Source organism: Providencia sp. UF-183, from assembly GCF_058246155.1.
In genome coordinates this window covers 120,176-137,997 of the sequence record NZ_JBSICD010000007.1, presented here as the reverse complement: position 1 = coordinate 137,997, position 17,822 = coordinate 120,176, and the positions used below count along the sequence as shown (strand labels likewise).

Below are 17,822 nucleotides of genomic sequence, written 5' to 3'. Positions count from 1 at the left end.
CGCGAATTGAAATATTGCGTTTACAGGAATGGTTTACATGAAAAATAAAATAATAATATTGAGTGCGAGTATGGTTTTTACTGGCGCTCAGGGCATTGCTTTGGCTGAAAATACACAGCAAGAAAAGCAAGGCAAAGAGAAAGTTGTTAAATTTAGTCAATTAAAAGTCTCAGGTGCGCAAAAACAAACACCTTTGGTTAAAGCACTGGAAAAGCCCGGTGCTTACAGTGCTGTTGGTACGGAAAATAAGTTACAAGGTATGGATAAAATTATCCGAACTATGCCCGGAACGTATACCCAAATGGATGGTAGCCAAGGCACAATTAACGTAAATATTCGAGGCCTGAGCGGTTTTGGCCGCGTGAATATGATGGTGGATGGGGTAACGCAAAGTTACTATGGTATTTCGCCTAGTCAATATACACATGGACAACAACCCAATAATGATTTCGGCGCGTTAATTGACCCTAATTTTATTGTTGAAGTTGAGGTAGAAAAAGGGCAATTAAATAGCAGTAATAGTGTGAATGCTTTAGCAGGCAGCGCAAACTTTCGTACTCTTGGTATTGATGATGTCATTTTTAAAGATAATTTATATGGACTACGTAGCAAAGGAAGTTGGGGAGATAACGGCATTGGCTATAACGGTATGGTTTCCGTTGCAGGAAAAACATTATTAAATGATGGGGATGGATATTTTGGTGGTTTAATTGCCGTCAGCGGTCACAATATTCCCGGAAGTTATAAAAATGGTGCGGGATATGACAGTGATGATTTTGCAACGGATTCAACGTTCAAACAAAAGCCTCAATCACAATTAACCAAATTAAAATATAAACCCAATGATACGCATGAATTAGAGTTTAGCGGTCGTTTTTTACAAAATAAGTTAACTCGCCGTAAAATTGACAGTGAAGATTATTACCTTAAATATAAATATACGCCATTAAATGAACTAGTGGATATTGAGGTGTTGGCAAACCACAGTAATAGCAACCAAAAGTTTGAAGGGGATTCCCTTGGGTGGGCTTTAAGAGAGGGCGGGTCTAAAAATATTGCAGATGGCCTTAATGTTTCAAATACCAGCCGGTTTTCTTATGGGGATATTGATTTTCAATGGAAAATAGGTTCTAAATTATCGAAAACGAAATACCAAAAGACAGTTAGTTCAGTTATTGATGATGACACATTAAAATATAACCCTTTTTCCCCAGAAGGCACACTGGACTTAGCCAGCGGTTATACGCAATTAGAAGCGACATACGATATTTATACGGCAGTATTTGATTTAAATTATATGCACTATCGTTTAAAAGGTTATAAACCCGCTTGCGATGAAACAGAGAAATGTTTCCCTCAGGAAGAAGCCAATATTAACTTAAAAGAGAGTGGCTTTAACCCTGGAGTATTACTTTCTGCTGAAATCATACCTGAATTCCAGCCTTTTGTGAGTTATGCACATTCAATGAGGGCACCAAATTCACAGGAAGTATTTTATTCGCAAAATGGCGGACAAAGTATGAACCCATTTTTAAAAGGCGAAAGAGCAAATACGTGGCAGGTTGGGTTTAACAGTTTAAAACCTGATTTATTTGTTGAAGGCGACCAATTTAATCTTAAAGCGTTGTGGTTTAATACAAAAATTAAAAATTACATTACGAGCAAGCCATATTTATTGTGTAAGCCAACAAATGCGGCTGAATTAGAATGGTGTTTGATGAACGATGATGTTTGGGATAACGAGTTTCCGAATATTACTCAAAAAAGTTATATCTATTCGAATGAAATAAAAGACGTTAATTTGCGTGGTTATGAACTGCAAGCAAACTATGATGCAGGTGTATTCTATTCAATGCTTTCTTATACAAAAGAGACTGGAGACCAGCCTACGTCCATCGCAAAAACAGCAGATTTTAGTGCAGGAGATTTTACGGAACTACCTGATTATTATCTAACTTTAGATTCAGGTGTCCGTTTATTGGATGAAAAGTTAACATTGGGAACGACGGTTACATGGACTGGGCCATCCAAACGTATTGGTGTTGAATCTATTGTAGATAATGAAGGGAATGCTTTAAAAGATAAATATGAAAAGCAGCCAACCGTGATTGATTTATACACCGATTATGAAATCAACAAGAACGTCAAATTGATGATGACAATAAATAACGTAACAAATAAAAACTATTCTGATGCACTAAACCGTTCAAATTCGACAGCAATTATGGAGGAACGTGGTAAACACAATGCAACAGCAAGAGGGCGCACCTATATGCTGGGTGGGCAAATTCGTTTCTAATTAGATTTAAAATATGGGTTTCATTAAATTAAAAAGATGAAACCCATAAAACAGTTAATTTGTTTTTTTCGTTGAGCGTTTTGTTTTTACTTTTTCAATATGGGTAACTTCACTTTCTACCCAACCATCATTTAAGCGCGTTCGCAGTTGTTGCCCCAGTTTAACTTGAGTGGTTTTTTTCAAAACGGCGCCATCAGGTGCTTCGCTGATACTAAAGCCACGCGCCAGTGTTGCTAATGGGCTAACAGCTTCCATTTTTGAACACGCCACTGCAAAACGTTGCTTATAACTATTCACTAACTGCGTCATCATATTTTGTAGATGATATTGTGTTTGTTGCAGGTGTCGTTGTTGTTTTTGCAATTGCGGTCGTAAATCATTTTGTTGCAGGCGACGGTTGGCTCTATCAAATTTAACAGAGGCAGTTTGCAATTGACGAGTCATTGACTGAGCAAGTTTTTGTTGTAACAAATTCAACTGATTATGTTGCCTTGCTAAGCGTAATTGCGGGTGTTGCTGTTGTAAACGGTGGTGGAGCTTAGCAAAGCGTTGCTGTTGCCCCGCAATGTAATAATCCATCGCCATTTCAAGGTGTTGCTGTGCCGATTTTATTTGGCGTAGCATTTCTTGTTGGTTGCGGCTGACCAGTTCTGCGGCCGCAGATGGCGTAGGCGCTCTCACATCAGCCACATAATCGGCAATGGTGACGTCAGTTTCATGGCCTACAGCGCTGATGATGGGCAATTGGCTTGAAAATATCGCTCTTGCGACGATTTCCTCATTAAACGCCCATAAGTCTTCTAATGAGCCACCACCACGGCCAACAATCAATACATCACATTCACGACGTAAATTCGCTAATTCAATCATACGTGCGATTTGTGCCGGAGCGAGATCCCCTTGAACCGCAGTGGGGTAGATAACAATCGGCAGTGAAGGGTCACGGCGGCGAAGAATATTTAAAATATCGTGTAAAGCCGCCCCCGTTGCAGAGGTAATAATCCCCACGGATTTTGCTGGGCTGGGTAACGGTTTTTTATGCAATGTATCGAATAAACCTTGCGCACTTAGCGTTTGTTTTAGCAACTCGAAGCGTTGCTGTAATAACCCTTCGCCCGCGGGTTGCATACTTTCGATGATTAACTGGTAGTCACCACGGGGTTCATACAATGTGACGGTGGCGCGTACTAAAACCTGTTGCCCATTTTGAGGGCGGAAGGTCACTCTTGCATTTTGCCCACGGAACATCGCCGCACGAACCTGCGCACGGTCATCTTTCAGCGTCAGATACCAATGGCCTGAACTTGGCTGAGAAAAATTGGAAATTTCTGCGGTTAGCCATATCCGACCCATTTGCTGATCGAGAAGTTCGCGAACGGCAAGGTTAAGCTTACTAACAGAAAAAATTGCACTATTTTGTGATGTCGACATGTGAGCCAGATCAAATTTTAAAACAAGGACTTAATCGCTAAATACTAACCTAGCTATCGGAGTTATCAAGTAATTTTTCAAAAAAAGGCTGGAAGCAACCGATTACGGTGTGTATAATGCCGCGGCAATATTTTATACCTTTCCATAACGCTGCCTGGTGGGATATTGCCTATGTTACGCATTAAAAAAGAAGCACTAACTTTCGACGATGTATTACTCGTTCCAGCACACTCAACTGTATTACCAAATACGGCTGATCTCTCTACTCAACTGACTGCAAACATCCGCCTGAACATTCCAATGCTTTCTGCAGCAATGGACACCGTCACCGAATCTGACCTTGCAATCGCCTTGGCTCAAGAAGGTGGGATTGGCTTTATCCACAAGAACATGTCTATCGAGCGCCAAGCGGAAGAAGTTCGCCGCGTGAAGAAACATGAAAGTGGTGTTGTCACAGACCCTGTCACTGTTACCCCAGATACCACTATTCGCGAAGTGCAAGAAATGGCTGAGCGTAATGGTTTCGCGGGTTACCCTGTGGTGGCAAAAGACAATTCATTAGTCGGTATCATTACGGGCCGTGATGTGCGTTTCGTAACAGATTTAGACCAACCTGTTACTGCGGTTATGACGCCAAAAGAGCGCTTAGTGACGGTCAAAGAAGGCGAAGCACGCGAAATCGTATTACAAAAAATGCATGAAAAACGCGTAGAAAAAGCCTTAGTCATCGACGATAACTTCCACCTATTAGGAATGATCACCGTTAAAGACTTCCAAAAAGCGGAACGTAAACCAAACGCGTGTAAAGACGAGCAAGGTCGTTTACGTGTTGGTGCGGCGGTAGGTGCTGGTGGTGGCAATGAAGAGCGTGTTGATGCGTTGGTTGCGGCAGGTGTTGACGTCTTACTGATTGACTCTTCACACGGTCATTCTGAAGGTGTATTACAACGTATTCGTGAAACTCGCCAAAAATACCCTGACTTACAAATCATTGGTGGTAACGTAGCAACTGCTGAAGGCGCAAAAGCGTTGGCAGATGCTGGCGTGAGCGCAGTAAAAGTCGGTATTGGCCCAGGTTCAATCTGTACAACTCGTATCGTAACGGGTGTGGGTGTACCACAAATTACCGCAATTGCAGAAGCGGCGGAAGCACTTGAAGGCACGGGAATTCCAGTTATTGCTGATGGTGGTATTCGTTTCTCTGGTGATATTTCCAAAGCGATTGCAGCGGGTGCTGCGTGTGTGATGGTGGGTTCCATGTTCGCAGGGACTGAAGAGTCCCCGGGTGAAACTATTTTATTCCAAGGTCGTACTTACAAAGCATACCGTGGTATGGGGTCATTAGGGGCAATGTCTAAAGGCTCTTCAGACCGTTATTTCCAATCGGATAACGCCGCAGATAAGTTAGTGCCAGAAGGTATCGAAGGCCGTGTTGCTTACAAAGGCCGCCTGAAAGAAATCATTCACCAGCAAATGGGTGGTTTACGTTCCTGTATGGGGCTGACCGGTTGTGGTACGATTGACGCTCTGAGAACAAAAGCGGAATTTGTCCGTATCAGTGGCGCAGGTATTCAAGAAAGCCACGTACACGATGTGACTATCACAAAAGAATCACCAAACTATCGTTTGGGACAATAACCGATAACTATACAGGGTGGCGTGCTGATGTCCCGCATGCTACCAATTTCTATTTTTGACTTGAATTTTTGGAATTCTCCTCAAATGACAACAAATATCCATAAGCATCGCATCCTTATCCTTGACTTCGGTTCGCAATATACACAGCTAATTGCCCGCCGTATTCGTGAAATTGGCGTTTATTGTGAACTCTGGGCGTGGGACGTTACAGAAGAGCAAATTCGAGAATTTAATCCAAATGGTATTATTCTTTCTGGTGGCCCAGAAAGTACGACTGAGACTGATAGCCCACGTGCGCCAGATTACGTCTTCAATGCCGGTGTACCAGTATTAGGTATCTGCTATGGCATGCAAACTATGTCTATGCAACTGGGTGGCGCGGTTGAAGTTTCAGGTGAGCGCGAGTTTGGTTACGCTAACGTTGAAATTACAGAGCAATGTGAACTGTTCCGTGATATCAAAGACTCTCTCAATGAAGCGGGCAAACCTGTTTTAGACGTGTGGATGAGTCATGGTGATAAAGTGACTGCTATCCCAGCAGACTTTAAAACCATCGCGAGCACGCCAAGCTGCCCGTATGCCATCATGGCAAACGAAGAGAAAAAATTCTACGGTGTGCAATTCCACCCAGAAGTGACTCACACTCACCAAGGTCTGAATATTTTAACGCGTTTTGTTAAAGATATCTGCCAGTGTGATGCATTATGGACACCTGCGGCGATTATCGAAGACACCGTTGCGCGCTTAAAAGAGCAAATCGGTGATGACCACGTATTACTGGCATTGTCAGGTGGCGTAGACTCTTCTGTTACTGCGTTACTGTTAAACCGTGCCATTGGCAAACGCTTAACCTGCGTTTTCGTTGACAACGGCTTATTGCGTTTAAATGAAGCTGACCAAGTGATGGAAATGTTCGAAGGTAAATTTGATCTGAACATTATTCACGCGAAAGCCGAAGATCGTTTCTTAAGCGCTCTGGCAGGGATCAGTGACCCAGAAGCGAAACGTAAGAAAATTGGCCATGTGTTTATCGAAGTTTTCGATGAAGAATCATCTAAACTGCCAAACATCAAATGGTTAGCTCAAGGTACTATCTACCCAGATGTTATCGAGTCAGCGGCTTCTGCAACGGGTAAAGCACACGTCATTAAATCTCACCACAACGTGGGTGGGTTACCGGATGACATGAAACTTGGTTTAGTTGAGCCGTTAAAAGAGCTGTTCAAAGACGAAGTGCGTAAAATCGGTTTAGAGTTAGGCCTGCCTTATGACATGTTATATCGCCACCCATTCCCGGGCCCAGGTTTAGGGGTTCGTGTATTAGGTGAAGTGAAGAAAGAGTACTGTGACTTACTGCGCCGCGCTGATGCTATCTTTATCGAAGAACTGCATAAAGCAGATTTATATCATAAAGTTAGCCAAGCATTTACTGTGTTCTTACCTGTTCGCTCTGTTGGCGTTATGGGTGATGGCCGTAAATACGACTGGGTTGTCTCACTGCGTGCCGTTGAAACCATCGACTTTATGACCGCGCACTGGGCACACCTACCATACGATTTCTTAGGCCGCGTTTCTAACCGCATCATCAATGAGGTTAGTGGCATTTCCCGCGTAGTTTATGATATCAGCGGTAAGCCACCTGCGACAATTGAGTGGGAATAATCCTGCAATAAGAATTAGCTAGCACTGACTAGCAAAATAACTATCTAAGCCCATGTAAAAATGGGCTTTTTTGTTTTTTTAGTTTGCCGTATCTGGCACTGATTAGCAGCGTCAAGCACAAGTTGAATGGGGTATTAAAGTTGGTATTATCGCAAGCAGATGCCATGAACACCGACTGATACCATGCGATAGTTTTTGATCTCCTCATGGTATTAAAAACAAGTAATTGTTTGTTTTTAAAGGAATTGAATCATAGTTTCCTATGGTTGTTTTTGCATGGTATCAAAACGTTAAAAAAGGATAAAAATGAATGCTGACTGATACCAAACTGAGAAATTTAAAACCGAAAGAAAAACTCTATAAAGTGAATGACAGAGATGGGCTGTATGTCGCTGTAACACCTGCTGGCTCTGTCTCTTTTCGTTATAACTACGCTATTAATGGCAGACAGGAAACGGTGACTTTTGGTCGTTATGGTATTGGCGGGATTACTTTAGCTGAAGCCAGAGAGCGGCTAGGGGAAGCCAAAAGAATGGTGACAGATGGTAAGTCCCCGGCTAAAGAAAAAGCCAGAGATAAAGCGAGAATTAAAGGTGCTGAAACATTTGGTGCATGGGCTGAAAAATGGCTTCGTGGTTATCAGATGGCTGATTCTACACGGGATATGCGGCGATCAGTTTATACCAGGGAACTCAAGGGTAAATTTGGCAACCTGAAGTTAAATGAAATCACACACGAAGACTTACGGGCGATCACTGACACTATTGTTGAACGTGGTGCACCAGCGACTGCTGTTCATACACGAGAAATCGTACTTCAGGTTTATCGCTGGGCGATTGAACGGGGTCAGAAGGTAGAAAATCCAGCAGATTTAGTGAGGCCTGCAAGTATTGCTAAATTTGAACCCAGAGATCGCTCGTTAACGCCAGGTGAAATTGGTTTGATGTATCGCTATCTTGAGAAGGTTGGGACAACGCCCTCAATTAGGGTAGCTGTAAAACTGCTATTGTTAACAATGGTACGTAAAAGTGAGTTAACTAATGCCACCTGGAGTGAAATTAATTTCAGTGAAGCAATTTGGACAATCCCAAAAGAGCGAATGAAACGTCGCAATCCGCATTTGGTTTTCTTATCGCGTCAGGTAATGGATATTTTAGTTGCCTTAAAAACCTTTGCAGGCGGTTCTGATTTTATTCTACCATCGCGCTATGATTCAGATGCACCAATGAGTAGTGCAACAATGAATCGGGTACTGGATCTTACCTATAAAGCTGCACAAAAAGACGGACACGACCTTGCTAAATTTGGACCTCACGATTTACGCAGAACAGCGAGTACATTGTTGCATGAAGCTGGCTATAACTCGGATTGGATAGAGAAATGCCTGGCACATGAACAGAAAGGGGTTAGGGCAGTGTACAATAAAGCTGAGTACCGCGAGCAGCGCACCGCTATGTTACAGGATTGGGCTGATATGATAGATGAGTGGATAATTTAATATAGAAGATCCTCTGAAAAGGAATAACTTTAAAGATTATATAATAAAGTTAATATTGATATAAATGCGTAATATCCATTACACAAATTTGAGTATTCTGTATGAAAATTAATACAGAATAGCTCAAATCTGATCAGATATATAAATCATTATATATCTATTTTAAGCTGCGTTTAAGCCTAGCAACTCTATTGATTTTTGTTAAGAGAGATATTTGACGCTGTTTCATATTTCCTCGTAAAGCTTTATCTTCAATAAAATCAAAAGTCACTTGTATGGCTGAACCGTTAGATTTTGTTCTTTTTATTTGGTATGTAAGTGCCTTTTTTATAGTGGATAAAAATGGCACAGCCATACCTAAGGCATCTAATCCTAAATCTAGACCATGTCTGATCTTGTTTTTATTTTTGAGTGCTTTCTCAAGCTCAATATTATATTGGTGTATGCGTTCATTCCTATCTGTTTGGTCAAGAGTGCTTAACTCTGAAAACAAAGATTGCATATATTTACGCGTAGTGCCACTAGACAATTCATTCTCAAACTCTAATATTGGAATATACTCATTAATATCAAATATAGAAATAAGAGATAAGCTAGGGTTTGTAATCATCTTCATTTCATTCATATCATAACACTGACTCAATGTTTGGTAGCTATACTTTTTATAAAAATTTAATAAGTGCCCCATCATTAGTGCATAGGGATGGTCTGAATATTCTGCATTTTCAGTATAGAAAGGAAAATATGTAGCATCCAAAGCATGTGCTAAATGAATCTGATTACTATTAACTGTAAATTCAAAGTCATAACTTTGTTTATTTTTAGATGGTAATAACCTAGTAATTGTATTATTGACCCCATATTGAGCTATTCCTATAGGACCTGATTGATTTAATGTATCTAAGCTATTTCTTAACGCTTTTTTTGGCCAAAGTATGAAATTGCTGATTAAATCTAAATTAATAGCTGTAAGCTCAGAAATTTGTTTCAATAGAGGAAGTATGTGTTTTTCCAATTCTGGGTCACTGAATATATAAGATTGGTTTAACTCAACTAGATCGATAGCAGATAATGCTGAAAGTGCTCTTCTGCTTATTACTGAGGACGGATTTTCGCTATATGCTTCGTTAAGTAAACCATAATCTAATCTGATTTCAGGCTGTATGTTTAATATTTTAATCCGACCTCGTTTAAGTAAAGTTAAAAATTCAAATCTACTTATTTTTTGATCTTCAAAAAAGTTATTTATATTTTCAGAAAAGGGAAGTACGCAGTAAACTATATCATAAAGTAATAAGTGATTTCTTAAGTTTGAATTTTTAAAAATAGAAAAATTCACTAGGCAACTAGACTTGTTTTTTTCAATGAAATATAATTCAGATTTTTTAAATTCGCCAGAATATATTTTATCAATATTTTCAAACCATAGGCTTTCATCACGTTCTAAAAAATTACAATTTAAATCCTTTTTATATTGAGATGGTGCGATACTGAATACTTCATCATGCATTATAATTTTTTTTGCTTCAGTATTCCCTATGATAACTTGAAATGAGTATGGGGATTTTAATTGACTAGTAGTTTTTTCAACATTATCAAGATCATGTTGTTTGCTGTTTGGAGCTAGTTCAATAATAATTCTGCTATTTTCATGATCCTCTCTGATTTGTGAAAACATTACATTAGAGTGTATAGACGCAATATGAACCAGCATTTGATCTAATGTAAAAGGTATACCTTCAAAATTTGAAGGTATATTTTCATCTGCAATCGATGTGAGTTCATACTCGTACTTTTCAGGAATTTTTGCAACAAGTTTTATAGGTGTTGTTATATATCTAATTTTGTTATCAAATATTTTCTCTATGTGGGAGAAATCTTCAGCTAAGCCAATGGCATATAAATGATATTCATAGTTACTTATTTTGAATATTCTTGTAGATATATAAGGATACTCGGCTCGAAAATTTAAATCAATTCTTCTACACCAGCCATCATAATTTAGTATCAATTTCATTACTCCATGTATACATGCTTATTTGATATATAATTTAATTGAAATTTATCACAAACTGATTTTATAGCCTTAGATACCGCTTGGTGTGATAATTTTTTACCGATCAGTGAGCTGATTATTTCAGCTATCTCTCGTTGATTAAAACCTTTTTTGCGTAAAACTAACATGCGCTTTTTATTATCTGATAAACGTGAATTGACCATTTCACGGGCAATATTGCGTATCTTATCTATATCATCAGGCCCCAAAGAAATTCCTGCATTTGTCATGTTATTAACAATACTAATTATTTTCTCACATGTTTTTTCATCAACGGTAATTGATCCAGAAAATGTATTTTGGATATGCTCAAAACATGTAAGTGATTGAGCGTAATTTATTGTTTTATTTTTAAGATAATAATAAAAATACTCATCTATGAGATTATCACCTGACATAGCGTTTAAACGCTCTGGTTTAGCTATTTGGCGACATAATCTTAAAACTTCCAATTCAAATTGTTTAGAAGAGCGCATTGCTTGTTTATAGGCTGGGTTCCAAAAGCCATCTTGTAATTGTGGTTTATGGTGAGCACAGTATTTATGGCTAAAATCTGGCCCTTTCTTTAGTCCATATTTTTCTTCAGTATCATCAATAAAACCGTCGTTATCCCAATTGGTAATAAATGAAGAAAACTCAGTTGGGTTGCCACAAAGACGACATAATCCTTTGCTTCTTTCCGTATTAAAGTAGATATCAGGTGCAAGCCTTGATCTTTTGGGGCGTTTTCCTTTGCAGTGGGAAAATAAGCTTTTTAATGTTTCTTGAGTAGCTATGAATAATTTATCTGTCTCTGTATACGTAGAATGTTCAATAAAAGGCCTAAGATAATCGCCAATACAATCCGAGCAGTAATGAAAACCTCTCATTTTGATTAAATCGCTGTAAGTTAGCTTAGCTGACGCTATTGGACTATATCGCAGATAGTTGTCTGGAAGACTATTCAAGTATTCAGATACAGCTGGGTCAACTAATTCTTTGATTAATCTGACTATATTATGGCTTTTGGAAACTTGAGAATATGAATGCCATTGTTCTCTAAACATCGTAATGGCAGCCGCTACGGATTTATCACAGCCAGCCCATATTGGAATGTAGAACTTACCTAATCGTTTTTGGATATCAAATTCTAGTTCCATTTAATAAATTCAACTTTTTTGTCCAATGGTATGGTTAATGTACTAGCAAAGCCTGACATTATCTAGCAAATAATGTTTAGGAGGAGTAAGTAATGAGCATATCAGTGAAAAATAAAAGGCTGATCAACCGTAAGACATTGTTGAAAATGATCCCATTATCAGACCGAACCATCTACAACCTGGAGCAACGAGGGGAGTTTCCTCGTCGTATTGTGCTGACAAGTCGGAGCGTTGCCTGGGATTTGGCTGAAGTTGAAAACTGGATAGAAGAAAGACGCAGAACATTGTTAAAAGCGGCTAGACCAGGAGATTTATGCAGGGAGTTATCATGGCGATTGAAATAATGTCTGCATTTACAAACGAACCACCTTTATTTGACTATGTTTTACCCAATATGGTCGCTGGGACTGTAGGGGCAATAGTTGCTCCAGGAGGTGTAGGTAAGTCTATGCTGGCTTTGCAATTAGCTGTTCAGATAGCAGGTGGGCCTGATTTATTAGGAATGGGGGAGCTAATGACAGGTCATGTTGCGTATTTACCTGCTGAAGATCCAACGATAGCGATATATCACAGACTATATGCTTTAGGTGCAAGTCTTACTTATAAGCAACAGCAATCCGTGGCAAATGCACTCATGATTGAACCTTTAATTGGCAAATCCCCAAATGTTATGTCTTCTGAATGGTTTGATGATCTACGTAATATTGCAAAAAATAGACGTTTATTAATTTTGGATACTTTAAGGCGTTTTCATATTGAGGAAGAAAATGCCAGTGGTCCAATGGCGCAAGTAATTGCAAAAATGGAAGCGATATCAACCGAGACAAATTGCTCAATCATCTTCCTGCACCATTCAAGCAAAGGAGCTGCCATGATGCGTACAGGAGATCAGCAACAAGCCAGCCGAGGTTCCTCTGTATTAGTCGATAATATCCGTTGGCAATCATATCTATCAGCTATGACACCTGAAGAGGCAGCTGAGTGGGGCATAGAGCATAGCCAAAGGAACTATTTTGTTCGCTTTGGTATCAGTAAAGCAAATTATGGTGAGCCTTTTACTGAACGCTGGTTTCAACGTCATGAGGGCGGGGTGTTATTACCAGTTACTTTGACAAAAAAGAAACGCCAGAACGTAACCAGAAACAAAGCAGTGGTGATGAGCGATGACGATAACTGGTAAGAGGCTTGTTCCAACAAGCACAGTTTTACAGGCGAGAGTGGTTATTTATCAGCCGAGTAAAAAGCCTTTAGAGCGTAAAGGTCAGTGGATTGATACTTCATTTGGCAGGTGCAGAGTGACAGGAAGACTGGGTCAACGGCACGCTGATATTGTTGAAAGTATGCTTTTCGTGGCAGAACGTAGGCGAGACATAAATGATGGCGGAATAGAATTGCTGGTCGACCCTGCAAAACTGAGGAAAGTATTATCAGACAATCAATATAGTGGAGGAAGGTTAAATAAATTACTTCTGGAGTTGAAGGCTGCAACAGTTGAAATTGTGACTCCAAAACTTGATCAAATTGGGGAGCGTATTATTGGTGGCTTAATTGATCATGTTATTCCGTCACCAATGACGAGGAATAATCCTCTTCCGGATAGTCAGGGAGGAGTTCGCAGGCTTTGGAAGGTAAGACTAGGTATCGCGCTTGTTATGTTACTGGAGCGTGATTTGTCTTTATATTATCGGCCTGAATTAATTGCACGACTGAAACATGGAATTAGCCAGGCAGTAGCTCGCCATGTACTAACACATAATAATAACCCGCCTGGTGGTTGGTATCTTGATACATTATTTGTCGCAGTAAGTGGCAATGATGTTAGCGCAAAGACAATGAGTAATTATCGAACCAGAATTAAAGATGATATAGAAAGTTTGCGCGTTATAGGCGTTGATATCAATTCAGAAAATCGGGTCAAACGACTCACAGGGGCCCGAGAGTAACTCACAGGGGCCCGAATATAACTCACGACGGCCCGATGTTGACTCACAGGGGCCCGATATTTTTGGTTTTGGCAGGATCTTTAGAATTATTCAGGATATACAAAAGGTGTATTGCCCGCTTTATGCGGACATAACACCTAAATTCAATCGGCATACGCCGATGGTTTGAACGCCAAGAAAGGAACAAAGTTTTATCTGTGAAATAAAGCTTCTTTCCTGGCGTTTGGTTCGCCCAAAGGGCGAATCAATAAAATGATGTTTTAACACTACCAGAACACAACTCAAACGCTATTGAAATGCTATTTGAGCACTATAACGACACTATTTAATCGCTGTTTTATCACTAAATTATTAAATGATAGTAAGAATGTGGTGATATAAAGCTGTTAATTTAGGTATAGCGAAAAAATAGCGATTTATTGTATGAGTATGAAGTGAAGTAATGAACTCTGAAGTTAGGGCAGGATAGGTGAAGTAGGACTACCAACAAGTTGTTAGTCGCTCTTCACTCGATTTTATTCGCACTTCGGTGCTCAACAATAAATCCTGCTCTACGAGGTTATAAGCTACCGCTATTAATGAGGTGATGATGAATAAAGAATTAAACGAAACACGGAAGAATAGCACGCCTATAAAAGTTTATTGTTTGCGAAGTGAAAAAGAGAATATTGAATCTCAAGCTAGAAAAGCAGGTATGAGAGTTGCTAAATATTTACGGGAAGTAGGTCAAGGCTACCGAATAACAGGAATAGTTGATTATGAATGTGTTAGAGAGCTAGCAAAAATAAATGGTGATTTAGGTCGGTTAGGAGGGCTATTAAAATTATGGCTAACAAATAATATCAAAACAAAAAACATTAGCAGTGTAACCATAAGAGCAGTATTAAACAAAATAGAATCTAATCAAAATGAAATAGGAAGAATAATGAAAGATATTGTAATGCAAAAATAATAGTAAATTTTAGCGGCTAAAATTTACTTCAGACTTAAAAAATAAATATCCAGTAATTAAAAGCAGCATCTTAATGTTAATTATCTTTTATAAAGAGGTATACCTATGCAAAAAATAAAAATTTTAGCGGCTAAAATTATGTTTGTCGCTTCAATTACAACTGTGACTTACATACAGTCCCCAATTGCTATGTCAGCAGGCATTCCCGTACTTGATGGTACGAATTTAAGCCAGAACATTATGTCTGCTATGGAAGCTGTAGCCCAAACAGCGAAGCAAATTGAACAGTACCAAACTCAACTACAACAATATGAAAATCAATTACAAAACACATTAGCACCTGCGGCCTATATCTGGGATCAGGCTCAAACTACGATTGATAATTTATTACAGGCAACGGATACACTTCAGCACTATCAGAATCAATTAGGAAGCTTGGATGCATACCTGAGTAAATTCCAGGATGTTTCATATTATCGAGGATCTCCTTGCTTTAATGGTAGAGGCGGATGCACGCCATCAGAAAAAAAAGCAATGGAAGAAAATCGCATATTGGCTTTTGAATCGCAGAAATCTGCGAACGATGCGCTATTTCGTGGATTAGATCAGCAGCAAAAAAATATACAAGAAGATGCAAGGAAATTACAACGTTTACAACAAGCAGCCCAAGGCGCTAATGGACAATTAGCAGCAATTGGTTATGCAAACCAATTGGCGAGTAATCAGGCAAACCAGCTATTACAAATTCGTAGTTTATTAATTACTCAGCAGAATGCCGCTGCGGCTAGATTATCCTCTGAACTGGATGATGAGGCTCGCGGTGCAGCAAGAGAAAAACAATTACGGACATGGAATTATCAACCAAGCCCAACCGATAATTATTGAGGTAATAAATATGAGTAATTTATTTTTTATCGCGTTGACTTTATTTTGTGTTTTTTTAACTGGATGTGAAAGAACAATAATAGAGGCTAATAAAATAACATGCCATGAAGATAATTATGAAAAGTCATTATCGGAAATTAAAGATAAGAGTTTACAGAAAATATTTATTGGTGAATGTAACTCCATAAGAAAATCGAAGGGAATGAGAGAGTGGGAATTTAAATCAAGTCCAGAAGACAACTTTTAAGGGAAAAAATTATGAAAGTCACTATCTCATGTTGTTTCTTAATTATATTAGGGTTATTTCCTGATATTGCATTAGCACAAGAACTAAGTAGTAGCGGTGTGATGAATGATGTTCTTAATCGTTTTCATAGCGCAGCCTCAACCTGGGCTCCAACAATAGAAGGTGCTGCCAGTCGGTTATTCTGGACATTAGTAACTATTTCTATGGTGTGGACGTTTGGCATGATGGCGCTACGTAAAGCGGATATTGGTGAGTTCTTTGCTGAATTGGTTCGTTTTACTATTTTCACTGGTTTCTATTGGTGGCTACTCTCGAATGCAACGCACGGAATGAATATAGCAGGTTCAATAGTGGATTCATTGCAACAGTTGGGAGCCGAAGCGGGAGGGCTGAGTAGCAGTAAATTAGGTCCTTCCAGCATTTTAGATATGGGCTTTGAATTATATGACAGGACTGTTGAGGCAACGTCAGAATTAAGCTGGAAGGAGTTTGCCACAGCTTTAATGATGGAGCTAATGGCATTGGCAGTACTGGTTGTATTAGCCATTATCTCAGTGAATTTATTATTACTGTTAGCTGCCAGTTGGATTTTATTATACGCAGGCGTGTTTTTCCTTGGTTTTGGCGGTTCCAGATGGACTTCTGACATGGCGATCAACTATTACAAATCCATTCTTGGTATAGCTGCACAGCTATTGTCTATGGTGCTTATCGTCGCTATTGGTAAACAATTCTTGCTGGATTATCACAATAAAATTAGCGAGAACATGGCAAGCCAGGAATTAGCCGTGATGTTAGTTATTTCTCTTTGCTTACTGTTTTTAGTGAACAAGGTTCCACCGATGATTTCAGGTTTAGTTTCTGGCGGTAATATCGGAACGATGGGGATTGGTTCATTCGGTGCAGGAGCCGCGATGGGGACAGTGATGACAGCGACAAGTATGGGGGCTGCAGGGATGAAAATAGCAGGTGGTGCGATAGCAAGTGGGGCTGCTAATGCGACTAGTGGTATCAGTGCGATAAAGGCGGCTTTTGAACAAGCACAAAGCAGCATGCTTGATGGAGCCATGCCAAGTGGAGGTAGTGAGACAACACAAAATAGAAGTGGTGGGTCTAGTACTGATTCAGGCGATTCACCTTTCAGCAAAGCCGCTGGTTTCGATAGCACGGATAGATCTTCTGTAAGCCCCCAAAACCGCACTAAGGATGCAGACTCGCCTATTCGTGATGATATGGCAGAGACAAGTGCTGATAGGGCCGAGTTTTCCGATAATGCTTTGTCAGGCGGGGATAAGCACAGTATGGATCCTGATAATGATGAGGTTAATGACTTTGTTAATCGTAACAAATCAGATAAATAAGAGGCATTGAACATGAAACAAAGTAGCTTCTTGGTAGCATTTGATTTACTTGACCAGAATGCGGATTTAAATGCAAAAGTTGCCTATGAGCCGATTGATGTTGTGCTCGCGGAAGAAAAAGTAGATGCGACAGAAGAAATAACTAATTTCATTAAAAAGAGTGAAATTGAAGTTAAAAATGAGGGATTTTGTAGTGAACTAGCCAGTAATGTGTTTGAGGAGAAATCGGAAGATAGTCCATTTTCAATAGCTGCGGGGCTTACTAGCTAGTGTTTTTAAAGCACGCAGGCCAGTGATGGTGCACTGACCTGCATTTTCACAGACCACCTGGATATGAGGTGATATATGACAACTCCATATAATACAGAAGTTCAAAAAACAATTCATCACGTAGCGAGCGAACTGGCAGCGTTAGAGTTTATAAATCAAGATGCTGCACGTGAGATCTCTCAAGTTGCCGAAGCGGTTGCCAACATGTTTACGGTACTTTATTACCAGGCAGAAACCGGAGATGCAACAAAACAGGATTTTCAGGAAGCACAGGCTAAGCTTCAGGAAGTGTTGTTAATATTATGATTTGTTGATTCAAAGGCGGTAATTAGCCGCCTTTTTATCTGCTGAAGCAGTCAGCTCTGTCGAAAATATTGATTTTTTCTTTTGGAGTTATGTTTCCAGCTTTTTCCAAGCTTATAAGTCATTGTTGGGTAGTCA

General features: G+C 39.6%; 16 protein-coding genes. 13 read left to right on the top strand and 3 right to left on the bottom strand.

Annotated elements, in window-relative coordinates; translation table 11 throughout:
- Positions 1-37 precede the first annotated feature (37 nt).
- Positions 38-2,299 (top strand): TonB-dependent receptor, encoded by a 2,262-nt coding sequence (locus AC4IFT_RS08845; RefSeq protein ID WP_490751119.1) that lies wholly within the window; start codon positions 38-40, stop codon positions 2,297-2,299.
- Between the two features lie 54 nt (positions 2,300-2,353).
- Here the strand turns inward: AC4IFT_RS08845 and xseA are convergent, their stop codons facing one another.
- Complete coding sequence (xseA, locus tag AC4IFT_RS08840) at positions 2,354-3,730, bottom strand: exodeoxyribonuclease VII large subunit (protein WP_490730905.1); 1,377 nt, start codon at positions 3,728-3,730, stop codon at positions 2,354-2,356.
- 171 nt (positions 3,731-3,901) lie between these two features.
- Here xseA and guaB point away from each other — a divergent pair, with 171 nt between their 5' ends.
- The 3 genes from guaB (at position 3,902) to AC4IFT_RS08825 (ending at position 8,528) form a co-directional block, all read left to right on the top strand.
- Positions 3,902-5,368 carry an IMP dehydrogenase gene (gene guaB / locus AC4IFT_RS08835; protein WP_225818752.1) on the top strand — a complete coding sequence of 489 codons (1,467 nt, stop codon included), beginning with the start codon at positions 3,902-3,904 and terminating at the stop codon, positions 5,366-5,368.
- An 84-nt stretch (positions 5,369-5,452) separates the two neighbouring features.
- The gene (guaA, locus tag AC4IFT_RS08830) at positions 5,453-7,030 is read left to right on the top strand and encodes a glutamine-hydrolyzing GMP synthase (RefSeq protein WP_273803079.1); all 1,578 of its coding nucleotides are present in this window, start codon (positions 5,453-5,455) and stop codon (positions 7,028-7,030) included.
- Positions 7,031-7,340: 310 nt separating this feature from the next.
- Positions 7,341-8,528, top strand: a complete 1,188-nt coding sequence (locus AC4IFT_RS08825; protein WP_490751118.1) for a tyrosine-type recombinase/integrase — start codon at positions 7,341-7,343, stop codon at positions 8,526-8,528.
- A 157-nt stretch (positions 8,529-8,685) separates the two neighbouring features.
- Here AC4IFT_RS08825 and AC4IFT_RS08820 read toward each other — a convergent pair whose 3' ends face one another.
- Both AC4IFT_RS08820 and AC4IFT_RS08815 read right to left on the bottom strand, forming a co-directional pair.
- Positions 8,686-10,545 (bottom strand): hypothetical protein, encoded by a 1,860-nt coding sequence (locus AC4IFT_RS08820; protein WP_490751117.1) that lies wholly within the window; start codon positions 10,543-10,545, stop codon positions 8,686-8,688.
- A complete protein-coding gene (locus tag AC4IFT_RS08815) occupies positions 10,545-11,723 on the bottom strand; it encodes a hypothetical protein (RefSeq protein WP_490751116.1) in 1,179 nt (392 codons plus the stop codon). The genes AC4IFT_RS08820 and AC4IFT_RS08815 overlap by 1 nt, the downstream gene beginning before the upstream one ends.
- 92 nt (positions 11,724-11,815) lie before the next feature.
- On the opposite strand from AC4IFT_RS08815, the gene AC4IFT_RS08810 reads away from it, so the two are divergent.
- From AC4IFT_RS08810 to AC4IFT_RS08770, 9 genes are all read left to right on the top strand, one after another.
- A complete protein-coding gene (locus tag AC4IFT_RS08810; RefSeq protein ID WP_490751115.1) occupies positions 11,816-12,067 on the top strand; it encodes a helix-turn-helix transcriptional regulator in 252 nt (83 codons plus the stop codon).
- Positions 12,052-12,903 (top strand): helicase RepA family protein, encoded by an 852-nt coding sequence (locus tag AC4IFT_RS08805; protein WP_124725530.1) that lies wholly within the window; start codon positions 12,052-12,054, stop codon positions 12,901-12,903. The genes AC4IFT_RS08810 and AC4IFT_RS08805 overlap by 16 nt, the downstream gene beginning before the upstream one ends.
- Entirely contained in the window at positions 12,887-13,666 is a 780-nt protein-coding gene (locus tag AC4IFT_RS08800; protein WP_036971681.1) for a hypothetical protein, read from the top strand. Before AC4IFT_RS08805 ends, AC4IFT_RS08800 begins: the two co-directional genes overlap by 17 nt.
- A 589-nt stretch (positions 13,667-14,255) precedes the next feature.
- The gene (traJ, locus tag AC4IFT_RS08795; RefSeq protein WP_490751114.1) at positions 14,256-14,618 is read left to right on the top strand and encodes a conjugal transfer transcriptional regulator TraJ; all 363 of its coding nucleotides are present in this window, start codon (positions 14,256-14,258) and stop codon (positions 14,616-14,618) included.
- A 105-nt stretch (positions 14,619-14,723) separates the two neighbouring features.
- Complete coding sequence (gene trbJ, locus AC4IFT_RS08790) at positions 14,724-15,503, top strand: P-type conjugative transfer protein TrbJ (protein ID WP_490751113.1); 780 nt, start codon at positions 14,724-14,726, stop codon at positions 15,501-15,503.
- 10 nt (positions 15,504-15,513) lie between these two features.
- Positions 15,514-15,750: an entry exclusion lipoprotein TrbK gene (gene trbK / locus AC4IFT_RS08785; protein ID WP_490751112.1), complete on the top strand. Its 237-nt coding sequence runs from the start codon at positions 15,514-15,516 to the stop codon at positions 15,748-15,750.
- 11 nt (positions 15,751-15,761) lie between these two features.
- Positions 15,762-17,111: a P-type conjugative transfer protein TrbL gene (gene trbL / locus AC4IFT_RS08780; protein ID WP_490751111.1), complete on the top strand. Its 1,350-nt coding sequence runs from the start codon at positions 15,762-15,764 to the stop codon at positions 17,109-17,111.
- 12 nt (positions 17,112-17,123) lie between these two features.
- Positions 17,124-17,381 (top strand): hypothetical protein, encoded by a 258-nt coding sequence (locus tag AC4IFT_RS08775; RefSeq protein WP_240105184.1) that lies wholly within the window; start codon positions 17,124-17,126, stop codon positions 17,379-17,381.
- Between the two features lie 75 nt (positions 17,382-17,456).
- Positions 17,457-17,687 (top strand): type I toxin-antitoxin system ptaRNA1 family toxin, encoded by a 231-nt coding sequence (locus AC4IFT_RS08770; protein WP_115983585.1) that lies wholly within the window; start codon positions 17,457-17,459, stop codon positions 17,685-17,687.
- Positions 17,688-17,822 lie beyond the last annotated feature (135 nt).